This is a genomic window from Paenibacillus sp. FSL R7-0340 (assembly GCF_038002205.1).
Lineage (GTDB): Bacteria > Bacillota > Bacilli > Paenibacillales > Paenibacillaceae > Paenibacillus > Paenibacillus polymyxa_B.
Genome location: NZ_JBBOBY010000001.1, coordinates 2,632,794 through 2,652,533, shown reverse-complemented (window position 1 = coordinate 2,652,533; position 19,740 = coordinate 2,632,794). Strand labels below are relative to the sequence as shown.

Here is a 19,740-nt window from a genome sequence, read left to right as displayed (position 1 = left end):
CAACTTTAGTAGGAGCGGCGTGTTACAAAATGAGCAATATCGCGTAGCGTCTTTTTTGTTTTGACATCTGGTAGTAAGTCCAGCGCGTTTAGCGCTTTATTAATATATCGGTCGGCGAGAATTTCAGCTTTAGCGATTCCTTCACTTTTTTTGATCATATCCACCGCTTTGCGTGCGTCTCCTTGCCCATCTCCATCCTGAATGCGGCGGATTTCAGCCAGTAGATCGGCACGCAACTCAGGCTGTTCAAGCGCATAAATCACCGGAAGCGTAATATTCCCCTGTCTCATATCGCTGCCCGGCGGCTTGCCAATCTTTTTTTCCGTGCCACACAGATCAAGCAGATCATCCTGAATTTGAAAAGCCATACCTACGTTATAGCCATAGCTGTACAGCAGGGAATTGACACTTTCTCGTGCCCCTGCAGCCATAGCTCCCAGCTGGCAACTAACCGCAATCAACAATGCCGTTTTTCGCCGTATGCGAAGCAAATAATTCTGCACACTCTGATCCACATTAAAAAAATCACGAATTTGTTCCATTTCACCAATGGACATCTGTACCAGCGCTTTAGACAGTACCCTGTGAATGTCGGGATTCGGCAGTCCAGCAGCAATAGACAGCGCACGTGCATATATGTAGTCTCCGGTGTACATAGCCACCCGATTGTCCCATTTGGACTTCACGGTGGGTTGACCGCGTCTCATTTCCGCATCGTCAATCACATCGTCGTGAACGAGAGAGGCAGAATGAATCAGTTCCAGAGGTACCGCTATACGCTTGAGCTTGTCCAGATCATATTCTCCAAACTTGCCTCCCAGCAATACAAATACGGGACGCAAACGCTTGCCCCCTGCTTTAAGCAGATGAAGCGACGTATCATTAATCAACGGCTCCGTACTGTCGATACTGCGATACAACTCTTCTTCTATAAAGTTCATATCCTTCTTTAATAAACCGAACAAATCCAATCGTTTCATTCTTTCACCCGTGTCAGCGTATTGTCACTCCAGAGAAGCGGCTTCACTCGTCGGTCAAGCAGCCCCAGTTCATGCGCATACTGAAAATAAAGCTCTAAACCTTGTTGTTGCTTCTCTCCAAAATCATAACACAGATTAGTAAAGTAGCGCTCCCAATAATCTCGCAGACCTCCAATTTCCTCGCATGCTTCAGAAATAACAGGCGTCAGGTCCGACAGACTACGCTGCTTGCTTACGCGGAACGCACTTGCAATTTCAGCCACCGCCGCGGGATTTTGAGCAGCAACAGCACGTCGTACTGCCCATACAGCAAAAGTCATACTATAGCCCGTCCAGCGCTTCCACTCTTCTCCGAGGTCCGTAACATACAGACCTTCGCTTCGCCAAGATGCCTTAATCGCGTGATCTCCAATCAGCAGCCCTGCATCTGCCTGTTCCAGCATCAAGTCAAGATCCGGTTCACAGTCAAAATAGGAAGGCTGACCTTCCCATGCCTTTTGCATCAAAATTTTCAACAAATTCACGGATGTAGCAGACGTATTCGTTAGTGCAATGGTTCCGTTTTTGATTTCGTCCAGCGGCTTGCGTGAAAATAGTAAAATGGATTGCACAGGACCATCTGCACTGACGGATAAATCCGGCAACAATAGCATTTCCTCAGCACCCGATGCATACGCAAATGAGGACATCGCACTGATATCCAAACTCCCATTCAGCATACCTCGATTCAATTCAGCCGGAACTTTAGAAACCATCTCCGCCGAATGGAGAAGCTCAGAAGGATTAAAATAATGAAAAATAGGCCAAGCGTTTGTATATTTAATTTTTCCGATTGTGATTGTCTTGGTGTCCGGCGTCGGCATCGGAATCCCCCCATCTCGTAAACAGTTGATGTTCTATACGCAAGCTGTCCAATACTTTGCCTACGAGGAACAGCACAATATCATCCAGCGTCTTCGGATGAAAGTAAAAAGCCGGCATAGCCGGAATCATTTTGACGCCGAGTCTCGCAAGCTTAAGCATGTTTTCCAAATGAATGGCATGTAGAGGCGTTTCACGAGGCACAAGGATCAGCGGACGCCCTTCCTTCATCATCACGTCCGCTGCCCTCGCCATGAGGTTATCGGACGAACCGTGTGCTACTGCTGACAACGTCCCCATCGAGCATGGCATAATAATCATCGCATCCACCAAATAAGAGCCGCTCGCAATCGAAGCTCCAATATCTGTGAACGGATGGTATACAAGAGAACCGGGACGGCCTCCGAATTGTTCATTCAAAGCCCCTTCCCGGTCAGTCACATTCCAGCCCAACTCCTCTTTCAAAACCCGCCAGCCAGCATTGGAAACGATCAGGTGAACTGTGTATTGCAAGTCCAGCAGAGTCTCTACCAGTCGCACACCATAAATGCTTCCGCTCGCGCCTGTAATGCCAATAACGATTCGTTTGCCTTGATGTCCGCTCACCTGATTATTCATTAGTATTGACGCACCACCAAATCAATCAGTGTAAAGGCAAACACGACAGTGCTAAGTACACCGTTCATAGTAAAGAATGCCGTCTGCAAACGACTCAAATCTTTTGGAGATACGATATAGTGTTCATAAAATAAAATAATGTACGAAATAATCATGCCCGCCAGATACCACCAGCTTAAATCTGCAATAAAGAACAATACAATAAATCCGATTGCCGTAATGACGTGGAATGCCCGAGCGATGTTCAACGCACCTGCTACACCAAAACGGGCAGGAATAGAATAAACTCCTTCGTTTTGGTCAAAATCTATATCCTGACAAGCATAAATTACATCAAATCCCGCCGTCCAAAATGCAATCGTGAGATATAGTACGATAGCGGTCAAATCTATTTGTCCCGTTACTGCAACCCACGCGCCGAGTGGCGCCAAACCAATGGTCAGACCAAGTACAATATGGCAAAGCCAAGTGAAACGCTTGGTGTAAGAATAAAAAACGAGCATAAAAAAGGCCAGCGGGAACAGCTTGAACGCCAGCGGACTTAACTTGAATGATGCCCAGAATAACAACACCAAACTGACGATAATGAAAATCACCACTTCGCTCGATTTGAGCAACCCCGCCGGGATAGCGCGTCCTGCTGTGCGCGGATTTTTCCCGTCAATCACCCGGTCAATCATACGATTGAAGCCAAAAGCCGCGCTACGTGCGCCAACCATAGCTAGCAGAATCCAGCCGATCTGCGGCCAAGAGGGAAGGTTGCCTGTCACGATAACAGACCCCAATACAGCCCCCATGAATGCAAATGGGAGCGCAAATAACGTATGTTCAATTTTAATCATTTCCAAAAAAATAGCAATTTTCTTAAACATGCTGACTCTCCTTGATTCCAATGTGCAATGCCGCAATGCCTCCGGTGAGAGAATGAGCCTGAACATCCTTCAATCCGACTTCACGGAAGATGCCAGCCAACTCATCCCTTCCTGGAAAAAGCGCCAACGAATCAGGGAGCCATTTATACTGCTCATAACGTTTGGCGAACAATTTGCCGAGCATGGGCAAGATGTGTTGAAAATATGTGTAGTAAATTCCCTTGAACGGCTGCCAAGTAGGTTTGGACAATTCCAGACATACGACCTGCCCGCCAGGTTTGACGACTCGTTGCATCTCCTGTAACACGTGGCGCAGATCAGGCACGTTGCGCAGACCGAAACCAATCGTCGCATAATCAAATGAATTATCTTCAAAAGGTAGTTCCATCGCGTTGCCTTGAACAAGCTTAATTTGCTTTTCACGGGATTCTGATGTAATCTTACGCTCGCCAACATTGAGCATGTTCTGACTAAAATCGAGTCCTACGATGTGACCACTTTCACTTGCTCGTGCCATCGCAAGCGTCCAATCACATGTACCACAGCAAAGATCAATTGCCGTATCGCCGCGATGCATGTTCATTTTTTTCATCGTAAATTTCCGCCAAGCCTTATGTCTGCGAAAGCTCAGTATATCGTTCATCAAATCGTATTTACCTGCTATGCTTTCAAACACACCATGAACAAATTGCTCTTTCGGCTTGGTGTCGCTTGATCCCATCACGTTCACCTAACCTTCCCTCACAACTGGGTGCGGACTATTTAGCAGCTTCTGGAAAGGCTCAAGCATGCGTTCAAATTCCTCGATCCCTGTATTTTGATCATCTGACAGGATATGCCTGATGTGTGTAACAGCCGTGCGAAGCTTGTCCAGTATCGCATCCTCGGCTTTGTATTTCAGAACAAGCTTACGCCATGCTTCAGTGTCAGTACCACTCCCTGAAAGCAATGCCTGCTCGTTCCGGTCCCCGTTACCATAAATATGCCAGAACATATATCCGAAACGGGACTTGTCCGGTTCTGCCCGCTTGCCCCATTCCTCCACCAAGGTATCACAGAGGGCAAATTTGTTGAGAAGCTGCTTCCAAATTTCCTGATCCTGTTCTGCTACAAGTGAAGTGAATGATAAAAAAAGCTCCTTTTTGAAACGAACCATCTGAGTTAAATACTGAGTTGCATCCAATCGGAATTGCTTCATTCCCCAGTACAGATTCATTTTCCCTGCGTTCACTTCACATACAGCATCACTCAGCTTCGAAATGGCCGTGATGCGGCCTGCCAGTGCAAGCAGCTGATAAAAACGACTGCTAAAATAGTCCCCAGCTAACACTTTCAGCTGTCTGGAACGCATCTCCTCCGGGCTCCGTATACCGGATAAAGTATCAATCATATCATGCGTATCCAGCCCCATCTGCACAAGCGAGGTTACCAATGCGTACAGTTCGTCCTCACTGGCATGCAGCTCCTGCGCATTCCGGTTCAAAAACACAAACATCAAACGGGTACGGCTGTCAGGAAAAGCCGGCATTTCCGTATGTTGTTGAATCATGTCGTATTCCACATATTTCCTTGCTAATTGGGGTACGCGATACGGTTTCATCCTAAGCCTCCGAGACATGACTTTCTGCTATACTCAAATAATTGCAATGCCTTATATTATATCACAATTTAAAATGATTCGCGACTAAAGTACTGTAGGTCCACCGGCAGAAACATCTAATCTGTATATACACCGTTAAACCTGTTTTGCCACATGGGCGTTACCGTAATGCGGAAACGGGACCTCAAATCCTCTGGCAATTCCGCGCCTTCCCGGCTTCTCAGCTGTTCCAATGCCTCGTTCGTCCACTCGTTCCGGCGTATATCGGATGCAAGCAGCAAATGACGTTCTCCTGACCATTCATCCTGTGTCACCACCCGAAGCAGCAATTGCCGTACATTCGTCGTTCCGTAAAAGCTAAAAGCGGCAAGCTCCGCCATGTTTTGATAAATCTCTAGTGGGGCAGTTTCTTCCTTAGACAGCTTGACATCCAGGGTCAGGACTGAATGTTCCCAGCTTGCGCTTGCAATCGGTGTGGTCAACGGCAGCTCATTCAGCGTATCCACCAGATTGTCATCCGACAGCAGCACCCGTTGCTGAGGCGAAATCGTCGCCTGTGTCTCGCGAACTGCTGCGGTTCCTGAGTCCAGCACCTGTAAGGACGGCAGCAACACAGCTGCTGCGATGGTTATGAGAATGGAGCCACCGAATACAATCCAAGGTTTCATCAGAGCCTCCCCTGACCTCTACCTCATAATGTGGGTTTGCTACGGTAAAGGTCCTCACTCTCATTCTACAACAAAAAAAAGCAGGCTATGCCTGCATTTTAATCCTCCGTATCTACTACCCCGTGCTTGGTCATCACAACGGCTTTGCCGCGAATTTTAATAGCAGAAGTATGATCCGTAAATTGGACGATCAGTACTTCGCCCTTGTCCAATTTTTCTGAATGATGCAAGCGTGTATCCTGACCTCTGGTCAGACCAAAAACCTGACATCCGTTGCTTTTCGCTTTAATTACGACGTACTCACTACTACCCGTCACATTATCTTCCATGTCCTTTTCCTCCCTGAGAGCCGAAGCTATACTTTTTATGATGGAGATTCAAGCTTGTTTTGTCAACTACATGCTTCCTTCGCTACCTGCAACAATTAGCGTGTCCCGAGCCATACTATCCGTGCAGTCCCATCCATTAAAGAAAGGAACGGATCTGATGAAAAACTATCTTCCCGCCAATCTCAGTCCTGCCCAAATCGAACGACTTCAACAGCTGGAGCATGAATTTGCTGAGCTAACAGGTGAACCCCTAGTGCTGATCGCTTATGCCTCGCGAAACGGCAGAACAGCTTCCTCTTCTCCAGTCCATAGCACCTCTACCACGAAGTAAACAGGACAAAAAGAAAAGGCCGTGAATCAAATTCACGGTCTTTTCAGCGCATTGGGAATATGTAAGAAATCTTATTTAATTCCGTCTTTGAGCGCTTTACCCGGTTTAAATGCCGGAATTTTACTCGCAGGGATTTCGATTTCTTCTCCTGTTTGCGGGTTACGTCCTTTACGTGCGGAACGTTCACGAACCTCAAAGTTCCCGAAACCTACCAGTTGCACCTTATCTCCGCTTTGCAGCGCTCCAGAGATCGCCTCAAATACTGCATCGATTGCTTTGGTTACGTCCTTTTTGGACAATTCAGTGCTTTCAGAAACCTGATTGATCAAATCCGTTTTATTCATAATATTCACCTCCCAATTCAAGTGTAGTCCAGCATTAAGGTTATCGGTGTTAATGACCGATATGAGGTCGCCTGTATAAAATAACCCGGGCGGCGTACTGCCTTCCATAATGTTATCATCTGTTTCCGTTTCGTCGTTAAATATACATAGAATATACCTAACCTCCGCAATATAGGCCGAAACTGGCGTTTTATGGCACCCTTCTTGCGTGGAACAAGGTTTATAGTAATACAGTCCACAGACAATTTCAAGTACGACGACGGTTTAACACGTAAAAAGTAACGGCCAGCGCAAGTACCAGCACTACTCCTTTGACAATATCATGGGCAAAATATTGCACATTCATCATCGTTAGTCCATTAACCAACACACCGATCAACACTGCACCAATAAATGTACCAATGACATTGGGTTTACCAGCACCAAAGACCGAAAAACCGACGAATACTGCAGCTACCGCCTCCATCAGCAAGGGGGACCCCGCGTCAATTTGGCCTGAGCCTACTCGCGAGGCATACAAAATACCGGCAATCGCCGCAAATACGCCTGAAGCAACATAGGCTAGAGTACGGACTTTTTTTACCCGTATGCCCGACAGACGAGCAGCTTCCTCATTTCCACCCGTTACATACATTTGACGCCCATGCTTTGTATAGGTCAAGAAGACATGCACCGCTGCCACAGCCAGCAACAGTAAAATAACTGAAATCGGGATACCCAACCATTTACCTTGCCCCAGCAAAAGAAATGCAGGAGATATCTCCCCCGGCGCCTTGCTGCCATCGGGAAACTGCATATGATTGTATATGGTATAGCCCTGGGCGTACGTTTTGTGAATCCCGCTTACAATATACATGATTGCAAGGGTTGCGAGCAAATCAGGAATACGCAGTTTAATAATCAGTAATGAATTCAACAGTCCTACCAAAGCACCGACAACCAGAGACACAATAATGACCACCGCAACAGGCTGCTCATACCAGACCATCAAAGAAGCTGAAACGACCGTTGTCAAAGATACTGTAGCTCCCACCGATAGGTCAAAACCGTCCACAATAAGTGACAACGTCACACCAATGGCAACGAAAGTCACAATGGCAATTGAGCCAAGAATGTCCATTAAATTATCATACGTCCAGAAATAAGGTAATGTAGATGAAAAAAACGCTAACACACCTATAATGACAACTACGGCACCGTAACGAAATGAGACGTTTAACCATTTTTCCTTCATGAATGCACCTCTTCACCGCCGCTGGCATACAACAGAAGCTGTTCCTGTTCCACTTCGCCCCGCGCAAATTCCTTTATAATTTTGCCATCATACATCACTGCAATCCGATCACCAATGCCAATCCCTTCAGCAAATTCACAGGTTAGATAAATGATCGCTTTTCCTTGCTCCGCCAACTCGCCAATGATACGGAAAATATCACTTTTTGCCCCTATATCTACACCTTTGGTTGGCTCGTCAAAAACAAATACATCCGCTCCAGAATGTAACCATTTTCCAATCGCAACTTTTTGCTGATTCCCACCACTTAAATATTTAACATTCTGGCGGAGCGATGGCGTCTTAATACCGAGAGAGGCGACAATCCCATTACCGTTATTTCGTTCTTTATGCCGACTGATGAAACCAAGGACACTCAGTTTGCCCAAAAGCGGAAGGCTGAGGTTTCTTTCCACACTCTCCTCAATTAGCACCCCCTGCTTACGCCGCTCCTCAGGTATCGACACAATTCCTTGAGCTACCGCGTCCGCTGGCTCTCTCAATCGAATGGAGCGACCTTTAAAGGTCAGCTCTCCCTTATCCGGCTTGTCTGCTCCTGTAAGAAGTCGTGACAGCTCTGTCTTGCCTGCACCAACCAAACCCACAATAGAGAGAATTTCACCACATCGGACCTGTAAATCAACGCCGTGCACTCGTAAGCCTTTGTGAAGCCCTTTCGCTTCCAATACCGTTTCACCAATCGGTGCCTCTGTTTTTGGGAACTCCTCTTCAAATGTTTTCCCAAGCATATGCGTTACGATGTCGCCTACACTTAAATCAGAGGCAGGCCCCGTGAACACGCGCTCACCATCACGCATCACCGTAACATGGTCACTGTGTTCGATAACCTCCGGCAATCGGTGTGTGATGAGGATACATGCAACTCCCTCATCCTTGAGTGTATGGATTGTGCGGAACAAACGTCGCGTTTCTTCCTCGCTGAGCGGCGCCGTAGGCTCATCAAAAATGATGGTATTTGCTTGCTGTGTCAGAATGCGTGCAATAAGCACAAGCTGTTTTTCTGCCAACGTCAATTCAGACACATATCGTCTTACGTCAATATCTACCTCCAGACGTGCTAATGCCTCACGCGCTCGTCTGCGCATAGAACCCGGTGCAGCCCACCATCGACCATCAGGTGCAGATAAATCGTCCATTACAATATTTTCAGCGACACTTAACTGAGGTACAAGCGCTGAATCGACCTCCTGATACACACAGTGAATTCCCGCCCTTTTGGCCTCCCACGGTGAACTAATGTTCAGTTCCTTCCCACCAACTACGATAGCTCCCTGATCGGAACGATACGCACCGGACAAAATCTTCATCAATGTGCTTTTCCCTGCCCCGTTGGCGCCCAGCAGAGCGTGAATTTCGCCACCCTGCACCGTAAAATCCACAGCTCGCAGCGCATCTACACCAGCAAACTGTTTGCTGATTTTTTTCATTTCCAATGTATATACTTGTGAACTCATGGTGCCCCCTCACGCCTGCTTATGATAAAAGCGCGCCGAAGCGCGCCTTTGCGTTATGCAAACATTTTATTTGGACGTTTCATATTCCTTCATCCAATCCTTATAGCCCTGCTCGCTTTGGCCCCATCCCTTCACATATTGGGACAGCTCGGATGTGGAAATTTGCTTATCTGGCAGCGCTTCGCGTTGCACATATACAGCCTTCAGTACGACTTTCTCCTCCGGATTATCCCCATGCAGCTTCTGATATGCATAGCGCACTTGTACGCGCCCGATATCTGTTGGATCTACGGCTGCCGAGGCCACCCAAGGATTTTTCGGGTCCTGGATCATTTGCAAGTCCTCGTCGCTCATGTCAATGCCGTAGACTTTAATTTCCGTACGTCCCGCTTGTTGGATGGCACGGGCTGCACCTTTGGCAAACTCATCCCACGCCGCCCAGACGGCTGTAATTTCGCCCTTAGGATATTGCTTTAATACAGCTTCCATTTTGGCTTGCGTATCCAACGCAGGATTCTGAGCCGAACCAAAAGTCGCAATTTCTTTAATATCTGGATTGGATTTCAAAAATGCACCATAAGCAACCTGACGACGTTCCATCGGTGCAAATCCGGCAACCCATACTTTCACAATGTTGCCTTTGCCACCGATATCCTTTTTCATTTGCTCCAGCGTCAGCTCAGCCATGCTTTGGTCATCCTGTGAGAGCACTACCGCACCCGGAACATTGACGGCAGCATCAAACACGATAACCGGAATATTGCGGGAAATTGCTTTTTTCAGCCCTGTCTCCAGCAATGCATCACCATGATCAGTCAAAATGACATCAAACTGCTGGTTAATCGCACTATCAAGCAGAGAAGCCATTTTAGCCTTATCGTTATCTGCCACAAACTTAGTCAGCGTACCGCCGAATTTCTTAACTTCCTCTTCCACACCTTGAACATACTGTTGCGAAAATGTGCCCGTGTTAAACTCCATGATCAACGCAACCCGTTTACCCTTTAGATTTAAATTGTCCGGTTTTCCGTTTGTTGTATTCGATCCCTCAGTGCTTGTCCCTTGAGTGCCGCTCTCTGTTTTCGGCACGCCACATGCAGTGACCAGCAAAACCAGCACCAGTAGCATGATAGCCCCCAGCCCTAGCTTTTTGTTTCTTTGGAGCTCTTTTTGGATATTCATAATTTCATTTCCCCCTCGTTCAATCCACAAAATAATTCAAATTTGATACTTAATATATCGCTTTAAACCAAGTATGTAAATAGGTTTTATGAAATATTGAAAAAATCCCGACTACATATGACAAAATACGACAATTCCACAAAAAAATTAAACAACCGCCCCCGATTGAATAACGGGGAACGGTTGCTGCATAGAGGTGTCTTTTTAGTTCTCTATTTGACAGGGTACGCCACAGGGTCGATTTTTGCTTATGCTTAAAATGTGAACATCATGAGCGGAGACTAGCCTGGAGATCAATCTCCTTGTCATTTTCAATATGAGGACGCTCCCATCTAACTTATTTGGAGCACTGCTTTACCAGAAAACTTCCGATCTATCAGTTGTTGGGCAATAGTTCCAATTTCCTTCCACGATGCCTCCACTTCGATCCTTGGTACTAACTGGCCTTTTGAAACAAGCTCACCTAGTAATTTCAGATCTTCCGCTGGCGAATAGCGATTTATCTCCTCTCCTAGAAAGAAGCTATACAAGGTCCTACCCCCTAAGCCCCTGATATTAATCGTTGCGTAAGGTGAGGACGAATGTCCCATAGATACACATATCCCCTCTGGCACAAGCTGAGGTAGTAATGCAGCTAGCGTATCACCACCTACTGAATCCAAAATTAGATGATAAGGTCCAAATGTATCAACCGATAAAATCGCCGTATCTCCAACGACAACCTCATTAGCACCAGCCTCTTGAACAAGTAGAGCCTTTTCCTTTGTTCTGGCTACACCTACTGTAAAAGCTCCTGATTGCGCTGCTAGCTGGTGTGCAAAAATCCCCACTCCGCCAGTCGAGCCAGTTACCAATATCCGCTTACCGAGCAGCATTCCTCCTTTTCTAAGCGTATAGAGCGCTGACAGACCGGCTACCGGTAAAGTAGCAGCCTGGGCGAAGGTAATATCATCGGGAAATTCAGCCAGTAATGAAGTAGGGGCAGCAACTTGTTCGGCCCATGCTCCCATTGGGAGAAGGCCTACCACACGGCTTCCTTGTTTCGGACCCGTGCCATCTTTGGCCTGCTCGATGACGATCCCAGCAAAATCCCAGCCTGGTCTGATCTGTCTTCCATTATTCCTTGCATCTACAACTTCACCCCGATTAAGAGAGAAGGCCTGTACTTGAACGATCGCTTCCCAAGGCTGGGCCTGTGGGGCGGCAACTTCCTTTATCGCGAAAAATCCTGAAGCAAACGGATCTGTTACAATTGCACGAACCATACGATCTCCTCCATGATTATCATTGAGAACCTCTTGTAAATAGCTCACCTTTTTCACAATGTAGTATACTGTAGGGAATCATCTGCACCAAGTGTAGAACTACACCTCATTATGAAAAGGATTGAAAAAGGATGACCATGCACAAGGACGAGGACTTCCAATATAAAACATTAAAAATCGTATTGGGAGAGATTGAAGCTGTTCGCATGAAACGTCAACGGGAATATACTGAGCTATCTCACCCGTTATTGAAACGATTTACTCAGCAGGAGCTTAATGATGAGGCATGTCCTACGTATAAAAATCTATTGGTTGGACGGTCTCGTCGAATACCGGATCGGCAAACGATGATCCATATTGCTGAGTATCTGGAGTGCACTTCAGATGAGCGCAATGATCTTCTTCTCGCCGCTGATTATCTTCCGATCCATTACGAATTGGAGGGACGGTCTCTGGAGCTGGCTCTGGAGCAAGCGCAGCAGATCATGAGTAATTTGCCATTTCCGGCAATGATCGTTACTCATACCTTAGATATCAAGGGGTTAAATGAGCCGTTTCGCCATTTATTTGATATCCCCTCCGATTCTTTTATGAATGGAAAACTGAATAAAGTTGATTTTCATTTTAACTCCGATTTTTCCATTCGTCCCCGTTCTACCTTCGATGCTGAGTCGTTCGAAGAGTGGGAGTCTCATGCTATTTACGGGATACAAGCTTTCAAAAGGTATAACATGTTTTCCCGATACGACCATTGGTATAAAAAGTTAATTGACAGATTTCGAAAATACGACGATCTTAATAAATATTGGAGTATGCAGCCAAAGGACTCATCAAATGAAGTTGAGCACTCTAAAATCATTTTGGCCAGAATGGGAGCCATGGCCGATTTAGCCCCCATTCGCTACAAGCAAATTCATCTTTCTGTAAGCAGCCACATGTATCCTGGAATTGAAGTGTACTTACCGATTGACGAACCTGGACGCAGAGTATTTGAATATTTGGGGTGTCCTGCCGAATGCCAGAACAACGCTTTTAATAAATAGCCAGTCAATTGCTATATCGATTATAAGAATCGTTCATTGCAAATTAAATAAGCCTCGGTGCTACGTTGAAAGAGACCAAATATGAAAATGACTACCAGGGTAATCACGTTGTGAAACTCATTAATCGGATTGTTACATTTGAACCTAAATCCCGCTAGGAGAAACGAAAAGCTCAATAAAAACAGAGGTAGTCTAGGGCTTTATTTTCTCGTCCATGGCTACCCCTGTCTGGTTTTAGAGGTCAGTCTAATATTTTGTTTTTGCGAACCATAGAGAGTCAATTGCTCTCCACGGTATTTCTCTTATACATTTTTTTGGGTGTGGCTTAGCCTTAAAGAATAATAGCAATGAGACCGCCGGAGCCTTCATTAATGATACGACCCAGCGTTTCCTGCAGCTTATAGCGTGCATTGTCCGGCATCATAGCGATTTTACCCTGAATGCCTTCCCGTACAATGGAATGCAGCGAACGTCCGAAAATGTCTGACTCCCAAATTTTGATTGGGTCATTCTCAAAATCCTGCATCAGATAGCGCATAAGCTCCTCACTTTGCTTCTCTGTTCCGATAATCGGAGCAAATTCCGATTCCACATCCACACGGATCATGTGTATGGAAGGTGCTGTTGCCTTGAGCCGCACACCAAACCTTGTGCCCTGACGAATTAACTGCGGATCGTCTAGTGCCATTTCGGACAATGACGGCGCTGCAATGCCATATCCCGTTGTCTTGACCATTTCCAGCGCCTCGGCGAAGCGGTCGTACTCCCGTTTGGCATGGGCAAAATCTTGCATCATTTGCAGCAAATGATCCTTGCCGCGAATCTCTACCCCGACGACTTCGACCAAAATCTGGTCATATAGCTCATCGGGAGCATACAGATCAATTTCAGCTACGCCCTGCCCCATATTCATCCCGCTCAATCCGGCCCTGTCGATGAATTCATATTCCATAAACTGGCCAACCACTCGATCTACATCACGCAGACGTCGAATATCTTTAACCGTATCGCGAACGGAATTTTCATAATTGCTACGCAGCCAGTGCTCTTCGTTCAGTACCATGACCCAGCTCGGCAGGTTTACATTCACCTCATGCACCGGAAATTCATACAATACTTCACGAAGTACGCCTGTAACATCATCTTCCGTCATAGTCGCCGCGCTGAGTGTCATAACTGGTATATCGTACTTGGCAGCCAGCTCACTGCGAAGCTGGAGTGTTTCATCACTGCGCGGATGCGTGGAGTTGATAACCAAAACAAATGGCTTGCCAACTTCCTTCAACTCCTCAATGACGCGTTCCTCCGACTCTACATAAGAGCTGCGCGGGATTTCCGCAATCGTGCCGTCTGTAGTGACTACCACACCGAGCGTCGAATGCTCCTGAATAACCTTGCGTGTACCAATTTCCGCCGCTTCCTGAAAAGGAATGGGTTCTTCGAACCATGGTGTGGAGATCATCCTCGGACCATTTTCATCCTCGTACCCTTTTGCTCCTTCTACTGCATATCCTACACAGTCAACCAGACGTACATTCACGTCCAGTCCTTCCGTTACTTTGATCTGGACGGCATTATTCGGTACAAATTTAGGCTCCGTCGTCATGATCGTCTTGCCTGCCGCACTTTGCGGCAACTCGTCTACGGCGCGGGCACGGTCCGCCTCACTTGTAATGTTCGGCAGAACAATCGTCTCCATAAACCGCTTGATAAACGTTGATTTTCCTGTTCGGACTGCGCCGACGACCCCAAGATAAATGTCTCCTCCGGTGCGTTCGGCAATGTCTTTAAAAATGTCCACTTTCTCCATTGAAATCCCCTCCTCAAAAGTCTCCGAAGGAAAAATGCTTAAAGAGCATCCGCTTCGTGTTCAACCAACTGCTTGATCCCAGATGCGGCAGAACAGCCTTTAAAATGCCCGGAAGTCGTCCGCCGCCGAGATTCAGGAGACTGATGGAATCGGCGAAACGGCGTAAACTCGTACATGCATTTGGACTGATACCATCATATGTATCCCCTCCGTAAAATATGTTTAGTTTTTTAAAAAATAGATTACGACACAGCGATCATTGCAGAAACGATATTTTACGTTTGGGTCCACTCACCTAATATATGCGGGGCAAGACTCTCCCATGACTTCGTCGCTAGACTAAATAAAAAAAGGATGTTTCTCCTGACCGTTTAGAGTCGTCGGAAACCATCCTTTTTTATTCTCCTGATATAATCGGCATTACCACAGTTCATCATCCATCGCCTGACGCTCCAGTTGCCGCCTGATAGCCGCCTTAAGCCTATCCTCCGGTACGGTTACCTGCATATCGCCTTGGACACGCGCCTGGCAGGATAAGCGTATTCCTTCATCCAGTAAAGGTCCCAGCTTACGCTGCTCTGCATCGCTGGGTTGGCCTGCGAATTCAGCCCATTCCGGTGATATCTGTACCTTACACATCAGACAGGCTGCTTTTCCGTCACAACGAGTGGGAATATATACACCCGCTTTACGGGCAGCCTGAAGCAATGACGTACCCTGACCGACCTGTACGCGCCTGCCTGACGGCTTGAACATAATCTGCACATTCATGAACGGTCCTCCAGTCGTCTTTCTCCTAACACACACAGCTTATACTTCATTGCCCATCAGGATGACGGAATGCAACTCGGGCCAAGGCAGAAGTTCTGCAAGCTTGTCCAATTGCTCCTCATTCCAAATATTACTGACTAGTAGCTGCTTCAGTACAATGATATGACGTCGCGGGTCGCGCTTCATAACATCTGCAATCGCTTTATATCGGTCGGGTCGATTTCGCAATATATTGAATAAAAGTTCATGACTGAGCGGCATCAGACGCAGTGAAGCACTCCCCAGCTCAAGCTGAACCCCAGCCGACCAAAGTAGTCGCTCGATCTCTAAGCGGTATAACGCTCCGCCACATAATACCTCAAATCCCCCCACCAACTCGACTGGAAAACCCTCCAAGTCATAGTGGCTCAGCAATGAAACGTAAGAGCCGCTACGGTCAACCTGCTGTCGATCTATACTCATACCCAGGGGGTGCGCATGGAGCTGCTTTGCAGCATGAATATCCGCATAAATATCAATGTCCCGAGGCAGGCGATCCAGTTCAACTTCTTGCACAAGTAGTGAACAGCTCCCCCCCAGCATCCACGGAATCGACACTTTTGACCAGCTCTCAGCCAAGCTACTCAGCGCAACTGCCAGATTGTGAGGAAGCCTGTCTACTAACACTGATGATATTGCCTCCTTCAACATCGTTTCCTCCTTTGCTGTCTTTCCTTCCGTTTCCTGATGGGCATCATTATAACATGTTCGACAGGGCAGTTCGATATTTTGTGTACTGAAAAAGAGGTTAGCTGCTCCAAAATATAAAAAAAACCGCGAACCTTCCCGGTTCACGGTGAATAATACTAACCGGCGTGCGGCCAGCGGTCTATTTTTTCATCATCATTTTCATCAACGCTTCCATATTGGAAGGATTCATTCCGCTCTTTTTGACGGCACCAACGATATCCCTTACTGTATCTTCCGACACCGGAATGTTGGCCATCGCAGACACCTGCTTGATAAGCTGACGCAGTTGCGCTTCGCTTTGAAGCGTGTCCGCCTTTACCGTGCCTGCCAGCTTTTTCACTGCATTTTCGGATATGTTTTTGCCACCTTTTTTGTTAATGGCCTTCAATGCATCTTTCGGAAAGTTTTTATTCACAATCTCCCCTCCTCCGCCATTGCTCAACTCAGTCTATGAGTGGCGGAGACAAAAGGTGATTAAGCGTACATAAGACATGCCAAACGCCTAACTAAAAAAGGCTATCTCATTATAGAAAAAATCTACCATGAGACAGCCTTTATATTATTAAAGCTCATCCGACCCTTAAGAATGCCATTGCTCCCAAGTTTGAAGTGGCATGACTTCCATCTCGGTCTTAGGATCGCGACCCATCAGCGCCTCAACGGCCTTACGGACGTCACGTCCTTCAAACAGTACTCCATACAGCACCTCTGTAATAGGCATCTGAACACCTAATTTTTGAGAGATGGCGTATGCAGCTTTTGTCGTTCGAATACCTTCTACGACCATGCCCATCGATTCTAGCACAGCATCAAGCTGCTGGCCCTGTCCCAATAGGGACCCTGCACGCCAGTTGCGACTGTGACGACTCGTTGCAGTGACCACTAGATCGCCAATACCAGCCAGGCCGGCAAAGGTTAATGGATTAGCACCCATCTCAACTCCGGCACGGGTAATTTCAGCCAATCCACGAGTCAATAAAGCCGCTTTGGCATTATCACCGAAACCAAGTCCGTCTGACATTCCCGCACCCAATGCGATAATGTTTTTTAGCGCCCCGGACAGTTCCACGCCGAGCAAATCACGGTTTGTATAGACGCGGAAATAGGAGTTCATGAACAGCCCCTGTGCGGCCTGTGCAGCCTTCTCATTGGAGGAAGCTACAACGACCGTTGTAGGACACTTCTTCACCACTTCTTCCGCATGACTCGGACCAGACAGCACGGCAATATCGCCCTCCGCGACTTCCAGTTCTTCCGAGATCACCGTGGACATACGTTTAAGCGTTTCAGTTTCAAAACCTTTAATGGCATGCACTACCAGCATATCCTTGCTAAAATGAGCTTTCAGACTACGTGCTACCTGACGAGCAGCAGCCGAAGGAGATACGATAATCACTGCTCTAGCACCAGATACCGCAGTCTGCATGTCAGTTGTAGCTGAAATGCGATCAGACAAAATGGAGCCTGGTAAATAATGCTCATTCGTATGCTTCTCATTGATTTCAGCTGCTTGCTGCTCGTTTCTCGTCCAGACAGAGACATTGTTGTTATTGGCCGCAAGAACGGAAGCCAGGGCTGTTCCCCAACTCCCCGCGACCAGCACAGCTATTTTCTCAGACAAGACGATCTCCTCCTTTGGAGCCAAGCTTATTCTCATTCCCCCGTACCAGCTTGACTATGTTGGTACGGTGTCTCCACACAGCGAACAGACAAATGATTAGAGCCGTCCAGAATAACGGCCATGCATAACCAAGCACGAGTAATATCCAGGGGGTCAAAATGACAAAAATGAGCGATCCCAAGGATACGTAACGCGTCATTACGATTGCAAGTATCGCAATGATTCCGGCATATAGTGCGGGCAGTAAGGCAAGCGATGCCAATACACCAATAGCAGTCGCAATACCTTTTCCTCCACGGAAGTGAAAATATACCGGCCAGTTATGGCCCGCAATCGCCGCAATGCCGCACAAACCCGGTCCCCAGGATGATTGTCCACCTAACCAGTGCCCTATTAGCACTGCAATAACCCCTTTAAGTACGTCCAGCAGCAGCACCAGAATAGCTGGGCCTTTTCCAAGCACACGCAGCGTATTCGTCGCACCGGCATTGCCGCTTCCATGCTGGCGAATGTCGATTCCTTTTAATTTTCCATACAGCAAACTAAAGCTGACAGAGCCAAGCAAGTAACTGAGTACGATGGCAACGATTTGTAAAATCAACCTATTCGCTCCTAACTTTCGTCAGACTTGCGCCGTGTAAAGATACGAATTGGAGTTCCTTCAAAATTGAAGGCGGCGCGAATTTTGTTCTCCAGATAACGCTCATACGAGAAGTGCATTATTTCTGGATCGTTTACGAATACAACCATCGTAGGCGGCTTAACAGCAACCTGGGTCACATAGTTAATGCGCAGACGACGTCCCTTGTCTGTTGGTGGAGGATTGATGGCAACCGCATCGGAAATTACATCATTCAGCAAATGTGTCTGAATACGCAACACATGCTGCTGCGCCACATGCTGTACAACAGGAAGCAGCTTTTGCAGGCGTTGCTTCGTTTTTGCAGACAAGAACACAATCGGAGCATATGTCATAAACAGAAAGTGATCGCGAATTTTCGTTTCAAACTGGTGCATCGTTTTATCGTCCTTGTCCACGACATCCCATTTGTTAACGACAAACAGCGATGCTTTACCCGCTTCATAAGCATAGCCAGCAATGTGCTTATCCTGCTCAATAATGCCTTCCTCGCCGTTAATAACGACCAGTACAACATCTGCACGCTCAATGGCACGCATGGCACGCATTACACTATATTTTTCGGTCGTTTCATAAACTTTACCACGTTTACGCATACCTGCCGTATCAATCAGCACATACTTTTGACCGTCTTTTTCAAAAGGTGTATCAATTGCATCACGAGTCGTGCCTGCAATGTCACTAACGATAACCCGTTCTTCTCCCAAAATGGCGTTAACCAGTGAAGATTTACCTACATTTGGGCGGCCGATCAAGGCAACACGAATAACGTCTTCATCATAGTGATCTTCTTCCAGCTCAGGCAAATTGGACGTAATGGCATCTAACAAGTCGCCTATCCCTGTTCCATGACTACCAGAAACAGCGATTGGATCACCAAATCCATAAGAATAAAACTCATAAATCAGATCGGCGCGACTGAGGTTGTCCACCTTGTTGACAGCTACGATGATCGGCTTACCCGAACGATATAGCATTTGAGCTACCTCTTCATCTGACTGTGTAATTCCTGCTTTCGCATCACTCATGAATACAATTACATCTGCTTCTTCTATTGCGAGTTCGGCCTGCATACGGATGGATTTTAAAATGACATCCTCACCATCAATCTCAATGCCGCCGGTGTCAATAATACTGAAGGATTTACCATTCCACTCCGATATACCGTATATACGGTCACGAGTGATTCCGGGTTTATCTTCCACGATGGACAAACGATCCCCGATAATCCGATTAAAAATAGTGGACTTACCCACATTCGGACGACCAACGATAGCCACAACGGGTCTTGCCATAAATTCACTCCTCCTGTCAATTCTTCCGCTATC

General features: G+C 46.9%; 22 protein-coding genes. 2 read left to right on the top strand and 20 right to left on the bottom strand.

Translation table 11 applies throughout. The annotated features are described in order from the left end of the window. Nucleotides 1-5 precede the first annotated feature (5 nt). From MKX59_RS11730 to mtrB, 8 genes are all read right to left on the bottom strand, one after another. Entirely contained in the window at nucleotides 6-980 is a 975-nt protein-coding gene (locus MKX59_RS11730; protein ID WP_340858434.1) for a polyprenyl synthetase family protein, read from the bottom strand. Next, entirely contained in the window at nucleotides 977-1,843 is an 867-nt protein-coding gene (locus tag MKX59_RS11725) for a menaquinone biosynthetic enzyme MqnA/MqnD family protein (protein ID WP_028540636.1), read from the bottom strand. Before MKX59_RS11725 ends, MKX59_RS11730 begins: the two co-directional genes overlap by 4 nt. Next, entirely contained in the window at nucleotides 1,800-2,459 is a 660-nt protein-coding gene (locus MKX59_RS11720; RefSeq protein ID WP_013310725.1) for a UbiX family flavin prenyltransferase, read from the bottom strand. Before MKX59_RS11720 ends, MKX59_RS11725 begins: the two co-directional genes overlap by 44 nt. Further along, on the bottom strand, nucleotides 2,459-3,331 hold the full coding sequence (locus tag MKX59_RS11715; RefSeq protein ID WP_028540635.1) for a UbiA-like polyprenyltransferase: 873 nt from the start codon (nucleotides 3,329-3,331) through the stop codon (nucleotides 2,459-2,461). Before MKX59_RS11715 ends, MKX59_RS11720 begins: the two co-directional genes overlap by 1 nt. Continuing rightward, a complete protein-coding gene (locus tag MKX59_RS11710) occupies nucleotides 3,324-4,052 on the bottom strand; it encodes a demethylmenaquinone methyltransferase (protein ID WP_023989173.1) in 729 nt (242 codons plus the stop codon). Before MKX59_RS11710 ends, MKX59_RS11715 begins: the two co-directional genes overlap by 8 nt. 9 nt (nucleotides 4,053-4,061) lie before the next feature. Next, nucleotides 4,062-4,931 carry a heptaprenyl diphosphate synthase component 1 gene (locus MKX59_RS11705; protein ID WP_028540634.1) on the bottom strand — a complete coding sequence of 290 codons (870 nt, stop codon included), beginning with the start codon at nucleotides 4,929-4,931 and terminating at the stop codon, nucleotides 4,062-4,064. A 116-nt stretch (nucleotides 4,932-5,047) separates the two neighbouring features. Further along, the gene (locus tag MKX59_RS11700; protein ID WP_254347449.1) at nucleotides 5,048-5,599 is read right to left on the bottom strand and encodes a hypothetical protein; all 552 of its coding nucleotides are present in this window, start codon (nucleotides 5,597-5,599) and stop codon (nucleotides 5,048-5,050) included. A gap of 98 nt (nucleotides 5,600-5,697) precedes the next feature. Beyond that, nucleotides 5,698-5,928, bottom strand: a complete 231-nt coding sequence (gene mtrB, locus MKX59_RS11695; protein ID WP_013310730.1) for a trp RNA-binding attenuation protein MtrB — start codon at nucleotides 5,926-5,928, stop codon at nucleotides 5,698-5,700. Nucleotides 5,929-5,965: 37 nt separating this feature from the next. Between mtrB and MKX59_RS11690 the strand changes: the two genes are divergently transcribed. Continuing rightward, a complete protein-coding gene (locus MKX59_RS11690; RefSeq protein WP_034095056.1) occupies nucleotides 5,966-6,259 on the top strand; it encodes a hypothetical protein in 294 nt (97 codons plus the stop codon). Nucleotides 6,260-6,330: 71 nt separating this feature from the next. On the opposite strand, the gene MKX59_RS11685 is transcribed toward MKX59_RS11690, so the two are convergent. The 5 genes from MKX59_RS11685 to MKX59_RS11665 all read right to left on the bottom strand — a co-directional run bounded on the left by MKX59_RS11685 (nucleotide 6,331) and on the right by MKX59_RS11665 (nucleotide 11,798). After that, nucleotides 6,331-6,603: an HU family DNA-binding protein gene (locus MKX59_RS11685; protein WP_013310732.1), complete on the bottom strand. Its 273-nt coding sequence runs from the start codon at nucleotides 6,601-6,603 to the stop codon at nucleotides 6,331-6,333. A 247-nt stretch (nucleotides 6,604-6,850) separates the two neighbouring features. Next, a complete protein-coding gene (locus tag MKX59_RS11680) occupies nucleotides 6,851-7,837 on the bottom strand; it encodes an ABC transporter permease (protein ID WP_013310733.1) in 987 nt (328 codons plus the stop codon). Next, on the bottom strand, nucleotides 7,834-9,351 hold the full coding sequence (locus tag MKX59_RS11675) for a sugar ABC transporter ATP-binding protein (RefSeq protein WP_068941596.1): 1,518 nt from the start codon (nucleotides 9,349-9,351) through the stop codon (nucleotides 7,834-7,836). The genes MKX59_RS11680 and MKX59_RS11675 overlap by 4 nt, the downstream gene beginning before the upstream one ends. Before the next feature lie 66 nt (nucleotides 9,352-9,417). After that, nucleotides 9,418-10,533 (bottom strand): sugar ABC transporter substrate-binding protein, encoded by a 1,116-nt coding sequence (locus tag MKX59_RS11670; protein WP_023989178.1) that lies wholly within the window; start codon nucleotides 10,531-10,533, stop codon nucleotides 9,418-9,420. A 332-nt stretch (nucleotides 10,534-10,865) separates the two neighbouring features. After that, on the bottom strand, nucleotides 10,866-11,798 hold the full coding sequence (locus MKX59_RS11665; RefSeq protein ID WP_340858433.1) for a zinc-binding dehydrogenase: 933 nt from the start codon (nucleotides 11,796-11,798) through the stop codon (nucleotides 10,866-10,868). Nucleotides 11,799-11,929: 131 nt separating this feature from the next. Between MKX59_RS11665 and MKX59_RS11660 the strand changes: the two genes are divergently transcribed. Next, entirely contained in the window at nucleotides 11,930-12,841 is a 912-nt protein-coding gene (locus MKX59_RS11660) for an MmyB family transcriptional regulator (protein WP_023989180.1), read from the top strand. A gap of 331 nt (nucleotides 12,842-13,172) precedes the next feature. On the opposite strand, the gene spoIVA is transcribed toward MKX59_RS11660, so the two are convergent. The 7 genes from spoIVA to der form a co-directional block, all read right to left on the bottom strand. After that, the gene (gene spoIVA, locus MKX59_RS11655) at nucleotides 13,173-14,651 is read right to left on the bottom strand and encodes a stage IV sporulation protein A (protein ID WP_023989182.1); all 1,479 of its coding nucleotides are present in this window, start codon (nucleotides 14,649-14,651) and stop codon (nucleotides 13,173-13,175) included. A 420-nt stretch (nucleotides 14,652-15,071) separates the two neighbouring features. Then, a complete protein-coding gene (locus MKX59_RS11650; RefSeq protein WP_028540631.1) occupies nucleotides 15,072-15,422 on the bottom strand; it encodes a 2Fe-2S iron-sulfur cluster-binding protein in 351 nt (116 codons plus the stop codon). 39 nt (nucleotides 15,423-15,461) lie between these two features. After that, complete coding sequence (locus MKX59_RS11645; RefSeq protein ID WP_076159337.1) at nucleotides 15,462-16,112, bottom strand: hypothetical protein; 651 nt, start codon at nucleotides 16,110-16,112, stop codon at nucleotides 15,462-15,464. A 178-nt stretch (nucleotides 16,113-16,290) separates the two neighbouring features. Then, nucleotides 16,291-16,566 carry a stage VI sporulation protein F gene (locus MKX59_RS11640; protein WP_013310741.1) on the bottom strand — a complete coding sequence of 92 codons (276 nt, stop codon included), beginning with the start codon at nucleotides 16,564-16,566 and terminating at the stop codon, nucleotides 16,291-16,293. Between the two features lie 165 nt (nucleotides 16,567-16,731). Beyond that, entirely contained in the window at nucleotides 16,732-17,772 is a 1,041-nt protein-coding gene (locus MKX59_RS11635; RefSeq protein WP_023989185.1) for an NAD(P)H-dependent glycerol-3-phosphate dehydrogenase, read from the bottom strand. Continuing rightward, entirely contained in the window at nucleotides 17,765-18,373 is a 609-nt protein-coding gene (plsY, locus tag MKX59_RS11630) for a glycerol-3-phosphate 1-O-acyltransferase PlsY (protein ID WP_023989186.1), read from the bottom strand. The genes MKX59_RS11635 and plsY overlap by 8 nt, the downstream gene beginning before the upstream one ends. Before the next feature lie 11 nt (nucleotides 18,374-18,384). Continuing rightward, a complete protein-coding gene (der, locus tag MKX59_RS11625; protein ID WP_013310744.1) occupies nucleotides 18,385-19,707 on the bottom strand; it encodes a ribosome biogenesis GTPase Der in 1,323 nt (440 codons plus the stop codon). Nucleotides 19,708-19,740 lie beyond the last annotated feature (33 nt).